The sequence below is a fragment of the Salinarimonas rosea DSM 21201 genome (assembly GCF_000429045.1).
Lineage (GTDB): Bacteria > Pseudomonadota > Alphaproteobacteria > Rhizobiales > Beijerinckiaceae > Salinarimonas > Salinarimonas rosea.
In genome coordinates this window covers 48,033-61,969 of record NZ_AUBC01000006.1, presented here as the reverse complement: position 1 = coordinate 61,969, position 13,937 = coordinate 48,033, and the positions used below count along the sequence as shown (strand labels likewise).

The following is a 13,937-nucleotide window of genomic DNA, read 5'->3' as shown; positions in this document are numbered from 1 at the left end:
CGGTCTCCTCTCAGAACGGCGCGACGCGGTCGTAGAGCTGCTGGCCCCAGCCGGGCTGCTGCACCTCGGTGGTGCGGCCGGCGCCGCCGTAGGAGATGCGCGCCTCCGCGATCTGGTCGTAGCGGATCGTGTTGCGCGGGGAGATGTCGCGCGGCCGGGCGATGCCGGCGACCGAGATCACCCGCACCTCGTAGTTCACGCGCACCTCCTGCGAGCCCGAGATCAGGAGGTTGCCGTTGGGGAGGACCTGGGTGACGACGGCGGCGACCGAGACCACGACGCGCTCCGAGCGCCCGACCGAGCCGCGCCCGCGGGTGCGGGTGTTGGCGGAGAGATCGGCGCCGAAATCGCCGCTCGTACCGACCCCGTCGACGCCGAAGCCGAAGCCGAGCCCGAAGCCGGCGCCGGAATCCCGCGAGCGGCTCGACTCGTTGTCGAGCGTCGCCTCGTCGTCGATCGTGATGTGCACGGTGACGACGTCGCCCGTGCGCATGGCCCGGCTGTCGGCGAAGAGGTTGTCGCGCCGGTCGTTCCAGAGCGAGTGATAGGCACGGGGCGGCTCGGCGGGGGAGGTCGAGACCGGCAGCGCCACGTGCGCCGCGGTCAGCCCGGCGCCCACCGGCGTCAGGCCCGGCGCCTGGTTGATGTCGCTCAGCGTCGAGGAGCAGGCGCCGAGGGCGGTCAGCCCGAGGAGGGCGACGGCCCGGGTCGTCGCCGTGCGGATAGTCGCCGTGCGGATGGCGAGGCGGCGCGTCATAGGGACTGCTCCTGGTCTGCTGCGTCGGTGCGCGCCGTCTCGGCGGCGGTGCGGGCGAGCTGGGCGGCGCGGCCCGGCTCCATCTCGTTGAGGATCGCGCTCGCCTGGCGCGGGGCGAGCTTGGCGAGGACGGCGGAGGCCATCTCCGCCTCCAGAGCGGCGAGCTGGGCGGCGGCGGCGTCGGGGCGCATGCGGGCGTAGATCGCGACGATGCCCTCCTCGGCCTGGCGCAGGTGCTCCTCGCGCCGGGCGAGCGCCTCCTCGACCTCGATGCGCAGGGCCTCGAGGTCGGCGAGGCGGGCCTCGATGCGCGTCTCGATCTCGAGGAGCGCGCGCGCCTGCCAGCGCACCCGCGCCTCCTGCGCCGCGTCGCGGATCGCGTCGCAGTAGAGCGCGACATCCGCGGGTGCATCGGCGGGTGCGGGCGGGACGGGGTCTCGCGCATCCTCCAGCGCGGCGGCGGGCGCGACGAGGAGGGCCGCGCCGAGCGCGGCCGCGGCTGCGAGCGTAAGCCTCCGTCTGGGATGGCGCATGTCGACCTCGTCGGAATTCGGCTGGACCGAGGTCTAGGGCGCCGAGCTTGCACCAGGCTTGCGGAGCGGCGGCCCTGTCCCACCCCTTCCCCGCGGGCCGATCGAGGGGTAGACAGGTCGCCATGAGCGAAGACACGACCGCGCCCTCCCTCCTCGACCTCGTGCGCCCGCTGGACGCCGGCGCGCACGTCACCGCCTGCGCCTTCCTCGGCGACGTCGCCGCGTTCGCGCTGGGCGACGGCGGCGTGCTCCTGTGGAAGGGCGGCGAGGGCCATCGCGTCGAGGCGCATCCCGACGGCTCGGTTCTCTCGGCCGCGTGCGACGGCGAGCGGCTCGTCACCGGCGGCGACGACGGGCGCGTCGCGGTGACCGGCGCCGACGGGTCGACGCGCACCTTCGCCGAGGCCGGCGCCTTCTCCTGGATCGACGCGCTGGCGCTGCACCGGGACGGCGGCATCGCCTGGTCGTCGGGCAAGACAGTCACCGCCCGCGACCCGAAGGGCAAGGAGCGCACGCTCTCGACGCCCTCCTCCGTGCGCGGCCTCGCCTTCGCGCCCAAGGGCTACCGGCTCGCCGTGGCGCATGTCGACGGCGCGACGCTGTGGTTCCCCAACCTCGACACCGCTCCCGAGCGGCTCGAGTGGAAGGGCGCGCATCTCGACGTCGTCTGGTCGCCGGACGGGCGCTTCGTCGTCACCTCGATGCAGGAGAACTCCCTGCACGGTTGGCGTCTCCAGCCGGACAAGGGGCACATGCGGATGTCGGGCTATCCCGGCAAATCGCGCTCGCTGTCGTGGACGCACGACGGCAAGTGGCTCGCGACCTCGGGTGCCGACGCGGTGATCCTCTGGCCGTTCGATACGAAGGAGGGGCCCACCGGCAAGCAGCCGCGCGAATGCGGCGTGCGGCCCGCGCAGGTCTCGCGCGTCGCCTGCCACCCGCGCTCGCCGGTCGTCGCCGCCGGCTTCCAGGACGGCGCGGTGCTGCTGATCCGGCTCTCCGACGCCTCCGAGCTGCTGGTCCGCCCCGCGGTGAAGGGCTCGGCCGTCACGGCGCTCGCCTGGGACGCCCGCGGCACGACGCTGGCCTTCGGCGCCGCGGACGGCGCCGGCGGCGTCCTCGTACTGCCCTGAGGCCGGCATGGCGGGCCTCCTCGGCGCCTTCGCGAACCGCTTCGGCCGCGCCCGCCCCCCGCGCGCGGCGCTCGACCGGGTCGCGGCGCTGGCGCGCGAGGCGCTCGCCCTGCCCGAGGACGCGACGCTCGCCGTCAACGAGATCGTCTGTGCCGACCCCGCCTGCCCGGGTACCGAGACCGTGATCCTCGTCATGATCCCCGGGACGCGCACCCGCGCGATCAAGGTCGTGGGCGAGGCCGACGCGGTGACGGAGGCGGCGCTGCGTGCCGCCGCGGACGACGCGTGCGCCGCGCGGGGAGCGGGCTGATGCCGCTCTCGCGCATCGCCGCCATGGGCATGGGACTCGTGGGCGCCCTCGCCGGCTCGCAGGGACCGGAATTCGCGCAGCAGTACGAGCAGCGCCTCGGCGGTGCCGTGGACGAGCTCGCGACCGTCGTCGCGCGCTTCGACGCGGGTGCGCGCGACGCCGGGCTCGATCGCGAGGGCGCGCTCGGGCGGCTCGAGGCGAACCCCGACGATCTCGTGCGACGCCAGGGGACGGACGCCCGCGCCGCCGCCGCGCGGCTCGCGGCGCTGCGGGCCCACGCCGCGCGCCTCGCCGCGCGCGACGGGCTCTCGCAGGTCCTCGTGGTGCTGCGCGACGGCGATCCGCAGATCGCGGCGGCCGCCTACCGGACCTACGAGCCGGCCGTGCCGGTGACGGCGGACGGCGCGATCGCCGGCGGGCTCGGCTTCGCGTCGCTCTGGCTCCTGACCTTCGGCGCCGGCAAGGGCGTGAAGCGCGGCGGTCGCAAGAGCATGGCCCTCGCACGCGCCCGGCTCGGCGGCGGCCGCAAGACGGCCACCGCGACGCCGCGGGCGATGCGCGAGGGCCCGCCGGAGCGGTCGCCCGGCACGGAGGCGCACAACCAAGCGCTTGACGGCAAAGGGATCGGCGAAAGTCCCTACGACCTCCGAAGGGATTGATTACAGCCGCTCCAGACTGTAACCCGCGAGAGCGGATGACGCATTGTCGCCGCTGGGGGCTTCCGTTAGTTACCCCTGCGAGCCTGTGTCTTTTTCGCGGCGTCGCGCCGCAGGCTTAACGAGGAGCGAGACGAGATGGCGTCAGCCGAGAGCGCACGAGCCCGAGCGAGGCGGCCCCTGTCGCCGCACCTGCAGATCTACCGCTGGACCTGGACGATGGCGATGTCCATCTTCCACCGAGCGACGGCGATCGTGCTCTACGTCGGCACCGTGTTCCTCGCCTTCTGGCTCGTCTCCCTCGCCTCGGGTCCGGAGGCCTACGCCTCCGCCGCGTGGTTCTTCGGCTCGCCCGTCGGGTACCTGCTGCTCTTCGCCTATACCTGGGCGCTGATGCACCACATGCTCGGCGGCGTGCGGCACTTCCTGTGGGATTTCGGCGCGGGCTTCGAGCCCTCGCAGCGGTTCCTGCTCGCCAAGCTCACCCTCGTCGGCTCGATCTCGCTGACGCTGGTGATCTGGATCGTCGCGCTGATCGCGCGCTGAGGAGGACGGACCATGGCCACGCGCAACTCCATCCGCACGCCCCTCGCCCGCGCCAAGGGTCTCGGCGCCTCCGGCGGCGGGACGGACCATTTCTGGCACCATCGCATCACCGCGGTGTCGAACCTCCTCCTGATGCTGCCCTTCGTGGTGATCGTGGCGCTCGTCGCCGGCCGTCCCTACCCGGAAGCGGTCGCGATCGTGTCGCACCCCCTTGCCGCGATCGTGCTCTCGCTCTTCGTCATCTCCATCACGGTCCACATGCGCCTGGGCATGCAGATCGTCATCGAGGACTACGTGCACGGCAAGGGCGCGAAGATCGCCGCCGTGATCGCGAACACGTTCTTCGCGATCGCCATCGGCGCGGCGAGCCTCTTCGCGATCCTGAAGGTCGGCTTCGGCCCCTTGCTCTGAGGGAGTAACGAGACAATGGCGAACGACACGTCCCCCGCGGCCGACGGCGCGGCCCCGAAGACCAACGGCGCGGCCTACCCGGTCACCGACCACACGTTCGACGTGGTGGTCGTCGGCGCCGGCGGCGCGGGCCTGCGCGCGACGGTCGGCTGCTCGCAGGCGGGCCTGCGCACGGCCTGCGTGACGAAGGTGTTCCCGACGCGCTCGCACACCGTGGCGGCGCAAGGCGGCATCTCGGCCGCGCTCGGCAACATGGGCGAGGACGACTGGCGCTGGCACATGTACGACACCGTCAAGGGGTCGGACTGGCTCGGCGACCAGGACGCCATCGAGTATCTCTGCCGCCACGCGCCCGCCGCCGTCTACGAGCTCGAGCACTGGGGCGTCCCGTTCTCGCGCACCGAGGCCGGCAAGATCTACCAGCGGCCCTTCGGCGGCATGACCACCCGCTTCGGCGAGGGCACCGCCCAGCGCACCTGCGCGGCGGCGGACCGCACCGGCCACGCCATCCTGCACACGCTCTACGGCGCGGCGCTGAAGAACGACACGAACTTCTTCATCGAGTACTTCGCCATCGACCTGATCATGGACGAGGAGGGCCGCTGCCGCGGAATCGTCGCCCTCGACATGACCACGGGCACGATCCACCGCTTCCGCGCCCAGATGGTGATCCTGGCCACCGGCGGGTACGGCCGCGCCTACTTCTCGGCGACCTCCGCCCACACCTGCACCGGCGACGGCAACGCCATGGTGCTGCGCGCCGGCCTGCCGCTGCAGGACATGGAGTTCGTGCAGTTCCACCCCACCGGCATCTACGGCGCGGGCTGCCTGATCACCGAGGGCGCCCGCGGCGAGGGCGGCTACCTGACGAACTCCGAAGGGGAGCGCTTCATGGAGCGCTACGCGCCCTCGGCCAAGGACCTCGCCTCGCGCGACGTGGTCTCGCGGGCGATGACGATGGAGATCCGCGGCGGCCGCGGCGTCGGCAAGGAGGGGGATCACATCCACCTCCACCTCGACCACCTCGACCCGAAGATCCTGCACGAGCGCCTGCCCGGCATCTCCGAGAGCGCCAAGATCTTCGCGGGCGTCGACGTGACGAAGGAGCCGATCCCGGTCCTGCCGACCGTGCACTACAACATGGGCGGGATCCCGACGAACTTCTACGGCGAGGTCCTGACCAAGAAGAACGGCGATCCGGATTCGGTCGTGCCGGGCCTGATGGCCATCGGCGAGGCCGCCTGCGTCTCCGTCCACGGCGCGAACCGGCTGGGCTCGAACTCGCTGATCGACCTCGTGGTCTTCGGCCGGGCCGCCGGCCTGCGCTGCGCCGAGATCGTCAAGCCCGGCGAGAGCCAGGCGCCGCTGCCCGCAGGATCGGCCGACAAGGCGCTGGCGCGCCTGGATCGCTTCCGCAACGCCAACGGCACGACGCCCACGGCCGACCTGCGCCTCCAGATGCAGAAGACCATGCAGAACAACTGCGCCGTCTTCCGCACCGGCGACGTGCTGAACGAGGGCAAGACGCTGATCCACGAGGTCTGGGGCGGGATCGCCGACGTCTCCACCAAGGACCGGTCGCTGATCTTCAACACCGACCTGATCGAGACGCTCGAGTTCGACAACCTGATCACCCAGGCGGTGGTGACGATGGAATCGGCCGCGAACCGCACCGAGTCCCGCGGCGCCCACGCCCGCGAGGACTTCCCGGACCGCGACGACAAGGAGTGGATGAAGCATACCCTCGCCTGGTGCGACGAGGGCGCGGGGCAGGTGTCGATCGACTACCGCCCGGTCCACACCTACACGCTCTCGAACGAGATCGAGTACATCGCGCCTAAGGCGCGGGTGTACTGAGGACCCGACCACATGGCCGAATTCAAGCTCCCCAAGAACTCCCGATACCGCGACGGCAAGGTCTGGCCGAAGCCGGTCGACGGCAAGCGGCTGCAGGAGTTCCGGATCTACCGCTGGAACCCGGACGACGCCGAGAATCCGCGCATCGACACCTACTGGGTCGACCGCGAGGATTGCGGGCCGATGGTGCTCGACGCCCTCATCTGGATCAAGAACAAGGTCGACCCGACGCTGACCTTCCGGCGCTCCTGCCGCGAGGGCATCTGCGGCTCGTGCGCCATGAACATCCAGGGCCAGAACACCATCGCCTGCACGCGCGGCATCGACGAGTGCGGCTCGGGCGCGGTGAAGATCTACCCGCTGCCGCACATGCCGGTGCTCAAGGACCTGGTGCCGGACCTGACGCAGTTCTTCGCCCAGCACGCCTCGGTCGAGCCCTGGCTGCAGACGCAGACGCCCGCGCCCGAGCACGAGTGGCGCCAGACGCCGGAGGATCGCGTCGAGCTCGACGGGCTCTACGAGTGCATCCTGTGCGCCTGCTGCACGACGGCCTGCCCCTCCTACTGGTGGAACGGCGACCGCTTCCTCGGCCCCGCGGCGCTGCTGCACGCCTACCGCTGGCTGGCGGACAGCCGCGACGAGATGACCGGCGAGCGCCTCGACAAGCTCGAGGATCCGTTCAAGCTCTACCGCTGCCACACCATCATGAACTGCGCCAACGCCTGCCCGAAGGGCCTCAACCCCGCCAAGGCCATCGCCGAGGTGAAGAAGATGATGGTGACGCGCCACGTCTGAGACGGCGCGGCGCCTCGTCCGGGCGAACCGGCCGCGCGGGGCGAACCCTGCGCGGCCGTTGTCGTTTCCCGCAGTGCCACATTCGTGCTTCACTCTCTGGCAACCAAGATGGGCGAAGATGGGCTAGGAAGACTTGCCTCGCCCACCATGCTCGCCCGCGCCCCTCAACGAGCCCCGGATGGACCCGATGATGCCGCAGACCGCAACCCGCCTCGCCCTGCGCACGACGGTGATCGCCGCGAGCGTGCTCGCGCTCGCCGCCTGCCAGTCCGCCCGCTTCGGCGGCGGCGGCCCGCGTCCCGCCGTGGCGGGCACGCCGGGGATCGTCACAGCGACCCCGCTGGAGCCGGGCATCGCCGCGCCGACCGGCGTCGTCGAGATCGAGCCGCTGGCGCCGCCCGCCCTCGACGGCCAGATCGTCGCGACGGACCAGATCGTCTCGGACGTCCCGTCCTCGCCGCAGGTCGCTGCGATCCCCGCGCCGACGCAGGCCGCGCCGCGGGCGTCGCGCACCACGTTCGTGGGCACCTGGCGGGCGAGCGAGCCCGGCGGCGGCTCCTGCCGCGTGACGCTGTCGTCCACGCCCTCGCTCGACCTCTACCGCGCCTCGAGCTCGGGCTGCCAGAACGACGACCTCAGCCGCGTCTCGGCCTGGGACCTGCGCGGCGACCAGGTCTATCTCTACCGTCAGGGCGGCGCCGTCGCGGCGCGGCTCGGCGCGACGCCGGGCGCGATGAGCGGCGCGCTCTCCCGCTCCGGCGCGCCGGTGGCGCTCTCGCGCTGAGGCGGGCCGGCTCCGCCCGGCGCGATCAGGATGTCGACGGCACCGTTGCCGCCGGCTGCGCGGCAGCGTCGGACGCGCCCCGCGTGTCGGCCTCCCGTGCCGCCGCCGGGGCGAAGCGTACGGTGAAGCTGGTCCAGCCGTCCTCGGACGCGATCTCGAGCGCGCCGCCGGCCTGATCGGCCATGGCGGCGACCATCCGCAGCCCGAAGCCGCGCGCGGTGCGTACCGAGAACCCCTGCGGCAGCGGCTCGCCGCGGTTGCGGATCGTCAGCCTCCAGCTGCCGTCGCCCACCGGCGCGAGGATCACCGCCACATCGTGCGTGCCGCCGTGCTTGACGGCGTTCGTGAGCAGCTCGTTCGCGGCGAGCGCGATCGGCATCGCCGTCTCGGCGTCGAGCACGAGCGGCATCGCCGTGACCACGCAGCGCGCGCCGTCCGGCATCAGCCCGCCCTCGACGCTCGCGCACAGCTCCTCGAGCAGCCGCGCGAAGTCGAGGGAGCCCGCGCCACCGTCCGAGCGGTGCAGGTTGCGGTAGGCCGCCGCCATCGCGCGCACGCGCCCCGCCGCCTCGTCGAGCTCGCGCCGGGCGGTCTCGTCGACGACGTTCTTGCGCTGGAGGGTCATCAACGAGCCGAGCACCTGGAGATTGTTCATCGTCCGGTGCGCGAGCTCGCGCATCAGCATCTCCTTGCGCCCGAGCGTCGCCTGGAGATCCTCCGCCAGCGCATCGAAGGTGCGGCCGAGCGCGGCGATCTCGCCCCTGCCCTCGAGCCCCGAGCGGGCGTCGAGGTCGCCCGCGCGCCAGCGCTCCGCCGCGGCGAGAACGCGCTGGACCGGGCGGCGGACGGCGCTGTTCGCGACGACCCAAGCCGCCGCGGCGGCGACGATGCCGGTGAGCAGGATGACGAGGATGCCGCGCAGGTTCGCCCGGTCGAGGATGGCGTAGGCCTCCTCGCGGCTCACGCCGATGCCGACGTAGAGGTTCGCCGCGTTGGCCGCGGGCGGGACGTAGCCGAGAATGCGCGGCACGCCGTCGACCGTGTCGGTGATGTCCGCCGTGCCGGGCCACGAGTCGTCGAGGAGCGCGAGGAGCGTGGCGGGCATGCGCCGGCCCGCATGGGCCTCGTTGTCGGGATGGCGCAGGAGGATCGTGCCCTCACGGTCGGCGACGAGCGTCGCATGGCCCGTGCTCCAGCGCTCGCGGTCGAGACGCGCGCCGAGCGCGGCGAGGTCGAGCGCCGTGATCACCACGCCCTGGAAGCGGCCGAGATCGTCCTCGATCGGGCTCGCGTAGTGGACCACCGGGGCACCCGTCGTGCGGCCGATGGCGTAGGTTCCCGCGGCGAACGTCCCCGTGCGCCGGGCCTCGCGGAAGTAGTCGCGATCGGCGACCGTGTAGGCCGCGATCGCGGCGGGCTGGTGCACGCCGTCGCAGACGAGGCGGCCGCTCCGGTCGGCGACGAGGAGGTTGTTGAGGAGCCGGTTGCCGTCGACGACGCGCGCCAGGATCTCGGCGCAGCCCGCGGCGTCGCCGCTGCGGATGGCCGGCATCTCGACGAGCACCGCCTGGATCTGCCGGATGCCGTCCACGAGCTGCGAGAGCTCTCCGGCCAGGAGGCGCACCTGATCGAGCGCCTCCGCGCGCACGTCCGCCTCCTGATCGCGATAGAGACCGCGCTGCGCGATGGCGAGCGCCGCGACGAGCGGCAGGATGGCCGCGAGGACGAGCACGGCGAGGCGTGCGGCGAGGGACATACGACGGCTTTCGGCGGACTCGATCGATCCGCGCCGGCCGCCCGGGGGGCGCGACCGACATTCACATCCTAGGGCTATTTCCCGCCCGTCGAAAGACGCGCCACGAAATGATCCCATGCGTGGCGGGATCGGCACGCGGGGCGGGCCCGTCGATCGCGCCCGCCTCTTCCCCCGGCTCGGGCCGGAGCGCCGGCCGTTGATCGGCACTCATGGAAGCGGCGATCGCGCCAGGCTCAGAGATCCGGGCGGCGCGGGGGCAGCGGCGGCGAGCCGTCGGCGGGGCGCACGATCGTCGTCGTGTCCTCGGCGGCACCCGCGCCGTCGAGCGGCTCGAGCGCGGGCACGGTCTGGCTGTTGGTGAGGTCGAATGTCGTGTTCGCCAGCGGATCGAGCGGCGTTCCCTCGGAGGCGTCGATGACGTCGCGCAGCGCCGGCGCGGCTCCCGCCGCGGCGGGCACCGCCGTCGGCAGGGCGCCGCTGCTGCGCGGCGCCTCGTCGGGCAGGTCGTCGGGATCGATCACGTCCTCGCCGCCGGACGAGGCACGGCCCGCCTCGATCTCGCGCCAGCGCGCCACCGCGCGCCGATGCTGGTCGTAGGACTCGGAGAAGGCGTGGCCGCCGGTGCCGTCGGCGACGAAGAACAGGTCGTTCGTGCGCGAGGGGTTGGCGACGGCCTCCATGGCGGCGCGGCCCGGGTTGGCGATCGGCGTCGGCGGCAGGCCGTCGATCGTGTAGGTGTTCCACGGCGTCGGCGCGCGGATCTCCGAGCGCAGGATGCCGCGGCCCAGCGTGCCGCGCCCGCCCACCAGGCCGTAGACGATGGTGGGATCGGATTCGAGCCGCATGCCGCGCCGCAGCCGGTTGATGAACACGCCGGCGACCCGCGGGCGCTCGTCGGCGCGCCCGGTCTCCTTCTCGACGATGGAGGCGAGGATCACCAGCTCCTCCGGCGTCTCCAGCGGCAGCCCGTCGACGCGCCGCGCCCAGATCTGCGCGAGCGCCCCGGACTGCGCGCGGCTCATGATGTCGAGGACCTCGGCGCGGGTGGTGCCGCGCGCGAACTTGTAGGTGTCGGGCAGGAGCGAGCCTTCCGGCGGAATCGTCTCGATCTCGCCGGTGAGGATCGGGTCCTGCCGCAGCCGCTCGACGATCTGCTGGCTCGTCAGCCCCTCGGGGAAGGTGATCTCGTGGAGGATCGAGCGGCCTTCGGTGAGCGTGTCGATCGCGTCCGCGATGGACGCTTCCGCGTTGAACAGGAACTCGCCCGCCTTGAGGTTCGCCTGCTCGCGGTTGAGGACGGCGTAGAGCTGGAAGAGGAGCGGCTGCTCGATCACGCCCTCACGCTCCAGGATGCGGGCGATCTCCCCCATGCCGGTCCGGCTCGGGATGGTGACGACCCGGTCCGCCTCGAGCGGGCCCGGCTCGTTCGCCTGGCGGGCGAGGACGACGAGGGCGACGAGGGCGAGCAGGGCGCCGACCGCGAGCACGCTGAACAGGCCCGACAGCGTCGACAGCAGCCCGCCGCGGGGCGCGCGCAGCCGCTGCTGGGGCGGCGGCGGAGCCATCTCGGGCTTGATCGCCTCGTGCGGGCTCTTGGGCGCGAGACGGGGCGGCTCCGCCGGCCCGCCATTGTGGGTCGGGCCGGGCTGCGGCGTCGCGGGCGGCTGGCTCGTGTCTTTGCTGCGACCGAACATGGCTCACGTCTGGCGAGGTTGGGGGCGGCGGCCTCCCGGCGACCGCCGCCCGAACTGACCCAGCAATGTGGCGAAAACGCGTGCCGGATCCGCCCCCGCCCGGCGCCTCAAGGGAGGCGGGCGAAGACCAGGGACGCGTTCGTGCCGCCGAAGCCGAAGGAGTTCGAGAGCGCCACGTCGATGCGCTTCTCCTTGGCCGCGAGCGGCACGAGGTCGATGCGCGTCTCGATGGACGGGTTCTCCAGGTTGAGCGTCGGCGGCACCTTGCCGTCGCGCATCGCCAGGATCGTGAAGATCGCCTCGATCGCGCCCGCGGCGCCGAGCAGGTGCCCCGTGGCGGACTTGGTCGAGGACATGGTCAGGCGCGACGCCGCGTCGCCGATCAGCCGCTCGACGGCGCCGAGCTCGATCTCGTCGCCGAGCGGCGTCGAGGTGCCGTGGGCGTTGACGTAGTCGAGCGCGGTCGGGTCGAGGCCGGCCCGCTTGAGCGCCGCCTTCATGCAGCGATAGGCGCCGTCGCCGTCCTCGGAGGGCGAGGTGATGTGGAAGGCGTCACCGGAGAGGCCGTAGCCGACGAGCTCGGCGTAGATCCGCGCGCCGCGGGCGACCGCGTGCTCGTAGTCCTCGAGCACGACGACGCCCGAGCCCTCGCCCATGACGAAGCCGTCGCGATCGCGGTCGTAGGGTCGCGAGGCCCGCGTCGGCTCGTCGTTGAAGTGGGTCGAGAGCGCGCGGCAGGCGGCGAAGCCCGCCATCGCGATGCGGCTGATCGGCGATTCGGTGCCGCCGGCGACCATCACGTCGGCATCGCCGAGCGCGATCAGCCGCGCGGCGTCGCCGATCGCGTGCGCGCCCGTGGAGCAGGCGGTCACGACCGCGTGGTTCGGGCCCTTGAGCCCGTGCGCGATCGAGACGTATCCGGAGGCGAGGTTGATCAGCCGGCCGGGGATGAAGAAGGGCGAGAGCCGGCGCGGGCCCTTGTCGCGCAGGATGAGCGCCGCGTCCGCGATGCCCTCGATGCCGCCGATGCCGGAGCCGATCAGGACTCCCGAGGCGGCCTGCTCGTCGTAGCCCGTCGGGTGCCAGCCGGCGTCGTCGAGCGCCTGCTTGGCCGCCGCCATGGCGTAGACGATGAACGGATCGACCTTGCGCTGGTCCTTGGGGTCCATCCAGTCGTCGGGGTTCCAGGTCCCGTCCGACCCGTCGCCCCGCGGGATCTGGCAGGCGATGCGGCAGGGGAGGTCGGAGGTCTCGAACGACTCGATCCGAGACGCCCCGCTCCGGCCGGCGAGAAGCCGTGCCCAGGTCTGCTCGACGCCGCAAGCGAGCGGCGTGACCATCCCTAAGCCGGTGACGACGACGCGACGCAGCATCATCATGTCATGTGCCGTGGGTCGCGCCCGCGAGGCCCGCGCGACGGCGGGATCGGGGGCGCGGCGCCCTCAGCCGGCGTTCTTCTCGAGGAACTTGATCGCGTCGCCGACCGTGACGATGGTCTCGGCGGCGTCGTCCGGAATCTCGACGTTGAACTCCTCCTCGAACGCCATCACGAGCTCGACGGTGTCGAGGCTGTCGGCGCCGAGGTCATCGATGAAGTTCGCGTTCTCGTTCACCTTCTCGGCCTCGACGCCCAGGTGCTCGACCACGATCTTCTTCACGCGCTCAGCGATGTCACTCATCGTTCGTGTCCTCGTATCACTCGTCGATCTGCGGGCGCCTTCCCGAAAGACGGCACCCGCGGGGATGTCCGGTTCGCGCGGCTGCCGCCGGGGTGATCGTGCCGACCTGGACGCGTGCTGCAAAAGCCCCAATCGCGTCCGCGGTCAAGCCCCCGAGAGATGCCGACGACCAAAATGCCGCGGTGTCCTAGCACACGGCCCGCGCCCTGGCGAGAGCCGCCGCACGGGCTCTCCCGCCATTTCGTGCGCCCCGGCGCCCGCCCGTGCGAGCGCGAGGGCCGCCCGGTCAAAGCATGGCCATGCCGCCGTTGACGTGCAACGTGTGGCCGGTGACGTAGCCCGCCTCGTCCGAGGCGAGGTAGACGACCGCGGCCGCGATCTCCGCGCCGGTGCCCAGGCGGCCCGCCGGGATCGTGCCGAGGATGGCGCCGCGCTGCTTCTCGTTGAGCGCGTCCGTCATCGGCGATTCGATGAAGCCCGGCGCCACCGCGTTGACGGTGATGCCGCGGCTCGCGACCTCGGCGGCGAGCGCCTTCGACATGCCGATGAGCCCCGCCTTCGAGGCGGCGTAGTTGCCCTGGCCGGCGTTGCCGGTCGCGCCGACGACGGAGGAGATGTTGACGACGCGCCCGAAGCGCCGGCGCATCATGCCCTTCACGGCGGCCCGCGAGAGCCGGAACGCCGCCGTCAGGTTCACCGCCAGCACCGTGTCCCAGTCCTCGTCCTTGAGGCGCATGAACAGGTTGTCCTTGGTGATGCCGGCGTTGTTGACGAGGATGTCGAGGCCGCCCATCGCCGCCTCCGCGCCCGGCACGAGCGCCTCGACCGACTCCTTGTCGGCGAGGTTCGCCTCGGCGACGTGGACGCGCTCGCCGAGCTCGCCCGCCAGCGCGTCGAGCGCCGCGCGGCGCGTGCCGGAGATCGTGACGCTCGCACCCTGGGCGTGCAGGGCGCGGGCGATGGCCCCGCCGAGCCCGCCGGTCGCGCCGGTGACGAGGGCCTTGCGGCCCGTGAGATCGAACATGC

The 13,937-nt window shown here is 72.5% G+C and carries 15 protein-coding genes; 8 read left to right on the top strand and 7 right to left on the bottom strand.

The window, feature by feature from the left end:
* Positions 1 to 10: 10 nt before the first annotated feature.
* Together flgH and G407_RS0105480 are read right to left on the bottom strand one after the other, a co-directional pair.
* On the bottom strand, positions 11 to 757 hold the full coding sequence (flgH, locus tag G407_RS0105485) for a flagellar basal body L-ring protein FlgH (RefSeq protein ID WP_084327335.1): 747 nt from the start codon (positions 755 to 757) through the stop codon (positions 11 to 13).
* Positions 754 to 1,290 carry a MotE family protein gene (locus tag G407_RS0105480; protein ID WP_029030008.1) on the bottom strand — a complete coding sequence of 179 codons (537 nt, stop codon included), beginning with the start codon at positions 1,288 to 1,290 and terminating at the stop codon, positions 754 to 756. The genes flgH and G407_RS0105480 overlap by 4 nt, the downstream gene beginning before the upstream one ends.
* A gap of 122 nt (positions 1,291 to 1,412) precedes the next feature.
* Here G407_RS0105480 and G407_RS0105475 point away from each other — a divergent pair, with 122 nt between their 5' ends.
* The 8 genes from G407_RS0105475 to G407_RS0105440 all read left to right on the top strand — a co-directional run bounded on the left by G407_RS0105475 (position 1,413) and on the right by G407_RS0105440 (position 7,782).
* On the top strand, positions 1,413 to 2,423 hold the full coding sequence (locus tag G407_RS0105475; RefSeq protein WP_029030007.1) for a WD40 repeat domain-containing protein: 1,011 nt from the start codon (positions 1,413 to 1,415) through the stop codon (positions 2,421 to 2,423).
* A 7-nt stretch (positions 2,424 to 2,430) separates the two neighbouring features.
* The gene (locus G407_RS0105470) at positions 2,431 to 2,733 is read left to right on the top strand and encodes a hypothetical protein (RefSeq protein WP_029030006.1); all 303 of its coding nucleotides are present in this window, start codon (positions 2,431 to 2,433) and stop codon (positions 2,731 to 2,733) included.
* The gene (locus tag G407_RS30200) at positions 2,733 to 3,392 is read left to right on the top strand and encodes a DUF2937 family protein (protein WP_084327354.1); all 660 of its coding nucleotides are present in this window, start codon (positions 2,733 to 2,735) and stop codon (positions 3,390 to 3,392) included. The genes G407_RS0105470 and G407_RS30200 overlap by 1 nt, the downstream gene beginning before the upstream one ends.
* 135 nt (positions 3,393 to 3,527) lie before the next feature.
* Positions 3,528 to 3,935 carry a succinate dehydrogenase, cytochrome b556 subunit gene (gene sdhC, locus G407_RS0105460; RefSeq protein ID WP_043539022.1) on the top strand — a complete coding sequence of 136 codons (408 nt, stop codon included), beginning with the start codon at positions 3,528 to 3,530 and terminating at the stop codon, positions 3,933 to 3,935.
* A 12-nt stretch (positions 3,936 to 3,947) separates the two neighbouring features.
* Positions 3,948 to 4,346, top strand: a complete 399-nt coding sequence (gene sdhD, locus G407_RS0105455) for a succinate dehydrogenase, hydrophobic membrane anchor protein (protein ID WP_029030004.1) — start codon at positions 3,948 to 3,950, stop codon at positions 4,344 to 4,346.
* 15 nt (positions 4,347 to 4,361) lie between these two features.
* Positions 4,362 to 6,203, top strand: coding sequence for a succinate dehydrogenase flavoprotein subunit (gene sdhA / locus G407_RS0105450; RefSeq protein WP_029030003.1), 1,842 nt, complete (start codon positions 4,362 to 4,364; stop codon positions 6,201 to 6,203).
* 12 nt (positions 6,204 to 6,215) lie between these two features.
* The gene (locus tag G407_RS0105445) at positions 6,216 to 6,998 is read left to right on the top strand and encodes a succinate dehydrogenase iron-sulfur subunit (protein ID WP_029030002.1); all 783 of its coding nucleotides are present in this window, start codon (positions 6,216 to 6,218) and stop codon (positions 6,996 to 6,998) included.
* A 178-nt stretch (positions 6,999 to 7,176) separates the two neighbouring features.
* A complete protein-coding gene (locus G407_RS0105440; RefSeq protein WP_052340985.1) occupies positions 7,177 to 7,782 on the top strand; it encodes an AprI/Inh family metalloprotease inhibitor in 606 nt (201 codons plus the stop codon).
* Between the two features lie 25 nt (positions 7,783 to 7,807).
* Here G407_RS0105440 and G407_RS0105435 read toward each other — a convergent pair whose 3' ends face one another.
* From G407_RS0105435 to fabG, 5 genes are all read right to left on the bottom strand, one after another.
* A complete protein-coding gene (locus tag G407_RS0105435; protein WP_029030000.1) occupies positions 7,808 to 9,538 on the bottom strand; it encodes a sensor histidine kinase in 1,731 nt (576 codons plus the stop codon).
* 233 nt (positions 9,539 to 9,771) lie between these two features.
* Positions 9,772 to 11,232 (bottom strand): endolytic transglycosylase MltG, encoded by a 1,461-nt coding sequence (mltG, locus tag G407_RS25890; protein ID WP_084327333.1) that lies wholly within the window; start codon positions 11,230 to 11,232, stop codon positions 9,772 to 9,774.
* Between the two features lie 107 nt (positions 11,233 to 11,339).
* Positions 11,340 to 12,602, bottom strand: coding sequence for a beta-ketoacyl-ACP synthase II (gene fabF / locus G407_RS0105425; RefSeq protein ID WP_029029999.1), 1,263 nt, complete (start codon positions 12,600 to 12,602; stop codon positions 11,340 to 11,342).
* 72 nt (positions 12,603 to 12,674) lie between these two features.
* Complete coding sequence (locus tag G407_RS0105420) at positions 12,675 to 12,911, bottom strand: acyl carrier protein (protein ID WP_029029998.1); 237 nt, start codon at positions 12,909 to 12,911, stop codon at positions 12,675 to 12,677.
* A gap of 286 nt (positions 12,912 to 13,197) precedes the next feature.
* A complete protein-coding gene (fabG, locus tag G407_RS0105415) occupies positions 13,198 to 13,935 on the bottom strand; it encodes a 3-oxoacyl-[acyl-carrier-protein] reductase (RefSeq protein WP_029029997.1) in 738 nt (245 codons plus the stop codon).
* Positions 13,936 to 13,937: the final 2 nt, after the last annotated feature.

What these genes read in the sequence shown, in the direction of transcription:
- flgH (WP_084327335.1), bottom strand. Translation starts at nt 757, where the DNA reads ATGACGCGCCGCCTCGCCATCCGCACGGCGACTATCCGCACGGCGACG.
- G407_RS0105480 (WP_029030008.1), bottom strand. Translation starts at nt 1,290, where the DNA reads ATGCGCCATCCCAGACGGAGGCTTACGCTCGCAGCCGCGGCCGCGCTC.
- G407_RS0105475 (WP_029030007.1), top strand. Translation starts at nt 1,413, where the DNA reads ATGAGCGAAGACACGACCGCGCCCTCCCTCCTCGACCTCGTGCGCCCG.
- G407_RS0105470 (WP_029030006.1), top strand. Translation starts at nt 2,431, where the DNA reads ATGGCGGGCCTCCTCGGCGCCTTCGCGAACCGCTTCGGCCGCGCCCGC.
- G407_RS30200 (WP_084327354.1), top strand. Translation starts at nt 2,733, where the DNA reads ATGCCGCTCTCGCGCATCGCCGCCATGGGCATGGGACTCGTGGGCGCC.
- sdhC (WP_043539022.1), top strand. Translation starts at nt 3,528, where the DNA reads ATGGCGTCAGCCGAGAGCGCACGAGCCCGAGCGAGGCGGCCCCTGTCG.
- sdhD (WP_029030004.1), top strand. Translation starts at nt 3,948, where the DNA reads ATGGCCACGCGCAACTCCATCCGCACGCCCCTCGCCCGCGCCAAGGGT.
- sdhA (WP_029030003.1), top strand. Translation starts at nt 4,362, where the DNA reads ATGGCGAACGACACGTCCCCCGCGGCCGACGGCGCGGCCCCGAAGACC.
- G407_RS0105445 (WP_029030002.1), top strand. Translation starts at nt 6,216, where the DNA reads ATGGCCGAATTCAAGCTCCCCAAGAACTCCCGATACCGCGACGGCAAG.
- G407_RS0105440 (WP_052340985.1), top strand. Translation starts at nt 7,177, where the DNA reads ATGGACCCGATGATGCCGCAGACCGCAACCCGCCTCGCCCTGCGCACG.
- G407_RS0105435 (WP_029030000.1), bottom strand. Translation starts at nt 9,538, where the DNA reads ATGTCCCTCGCCGCACGCCTCGCCGTGCTCGTCCTCGCGGCCATCCTG.
- mltG (WP_084327333.1), bottom strand. Translation starts at nt 11,232, where the DNA reads ATGTTCGGTCGCAGCAAAGACACGAGCCAGCCGCCCGCGACGCCGCAG.
- G407_RS0105420 (WP_029029998.1), bottom strand. Translation starts at nt 12,911, where the DNA reads ATGAGTGACATCGCTGAGCGCGTGAAGAAGATCGTGGTCGAGCACCTG.
- fabG (WP_029029997.1), bottom strand. Translation starts at nt 13,935, where the DNA reads ATGTTCGATCTCACGGGCCGCAAGGCCCTCGTCACCGGCGCGACCGGC.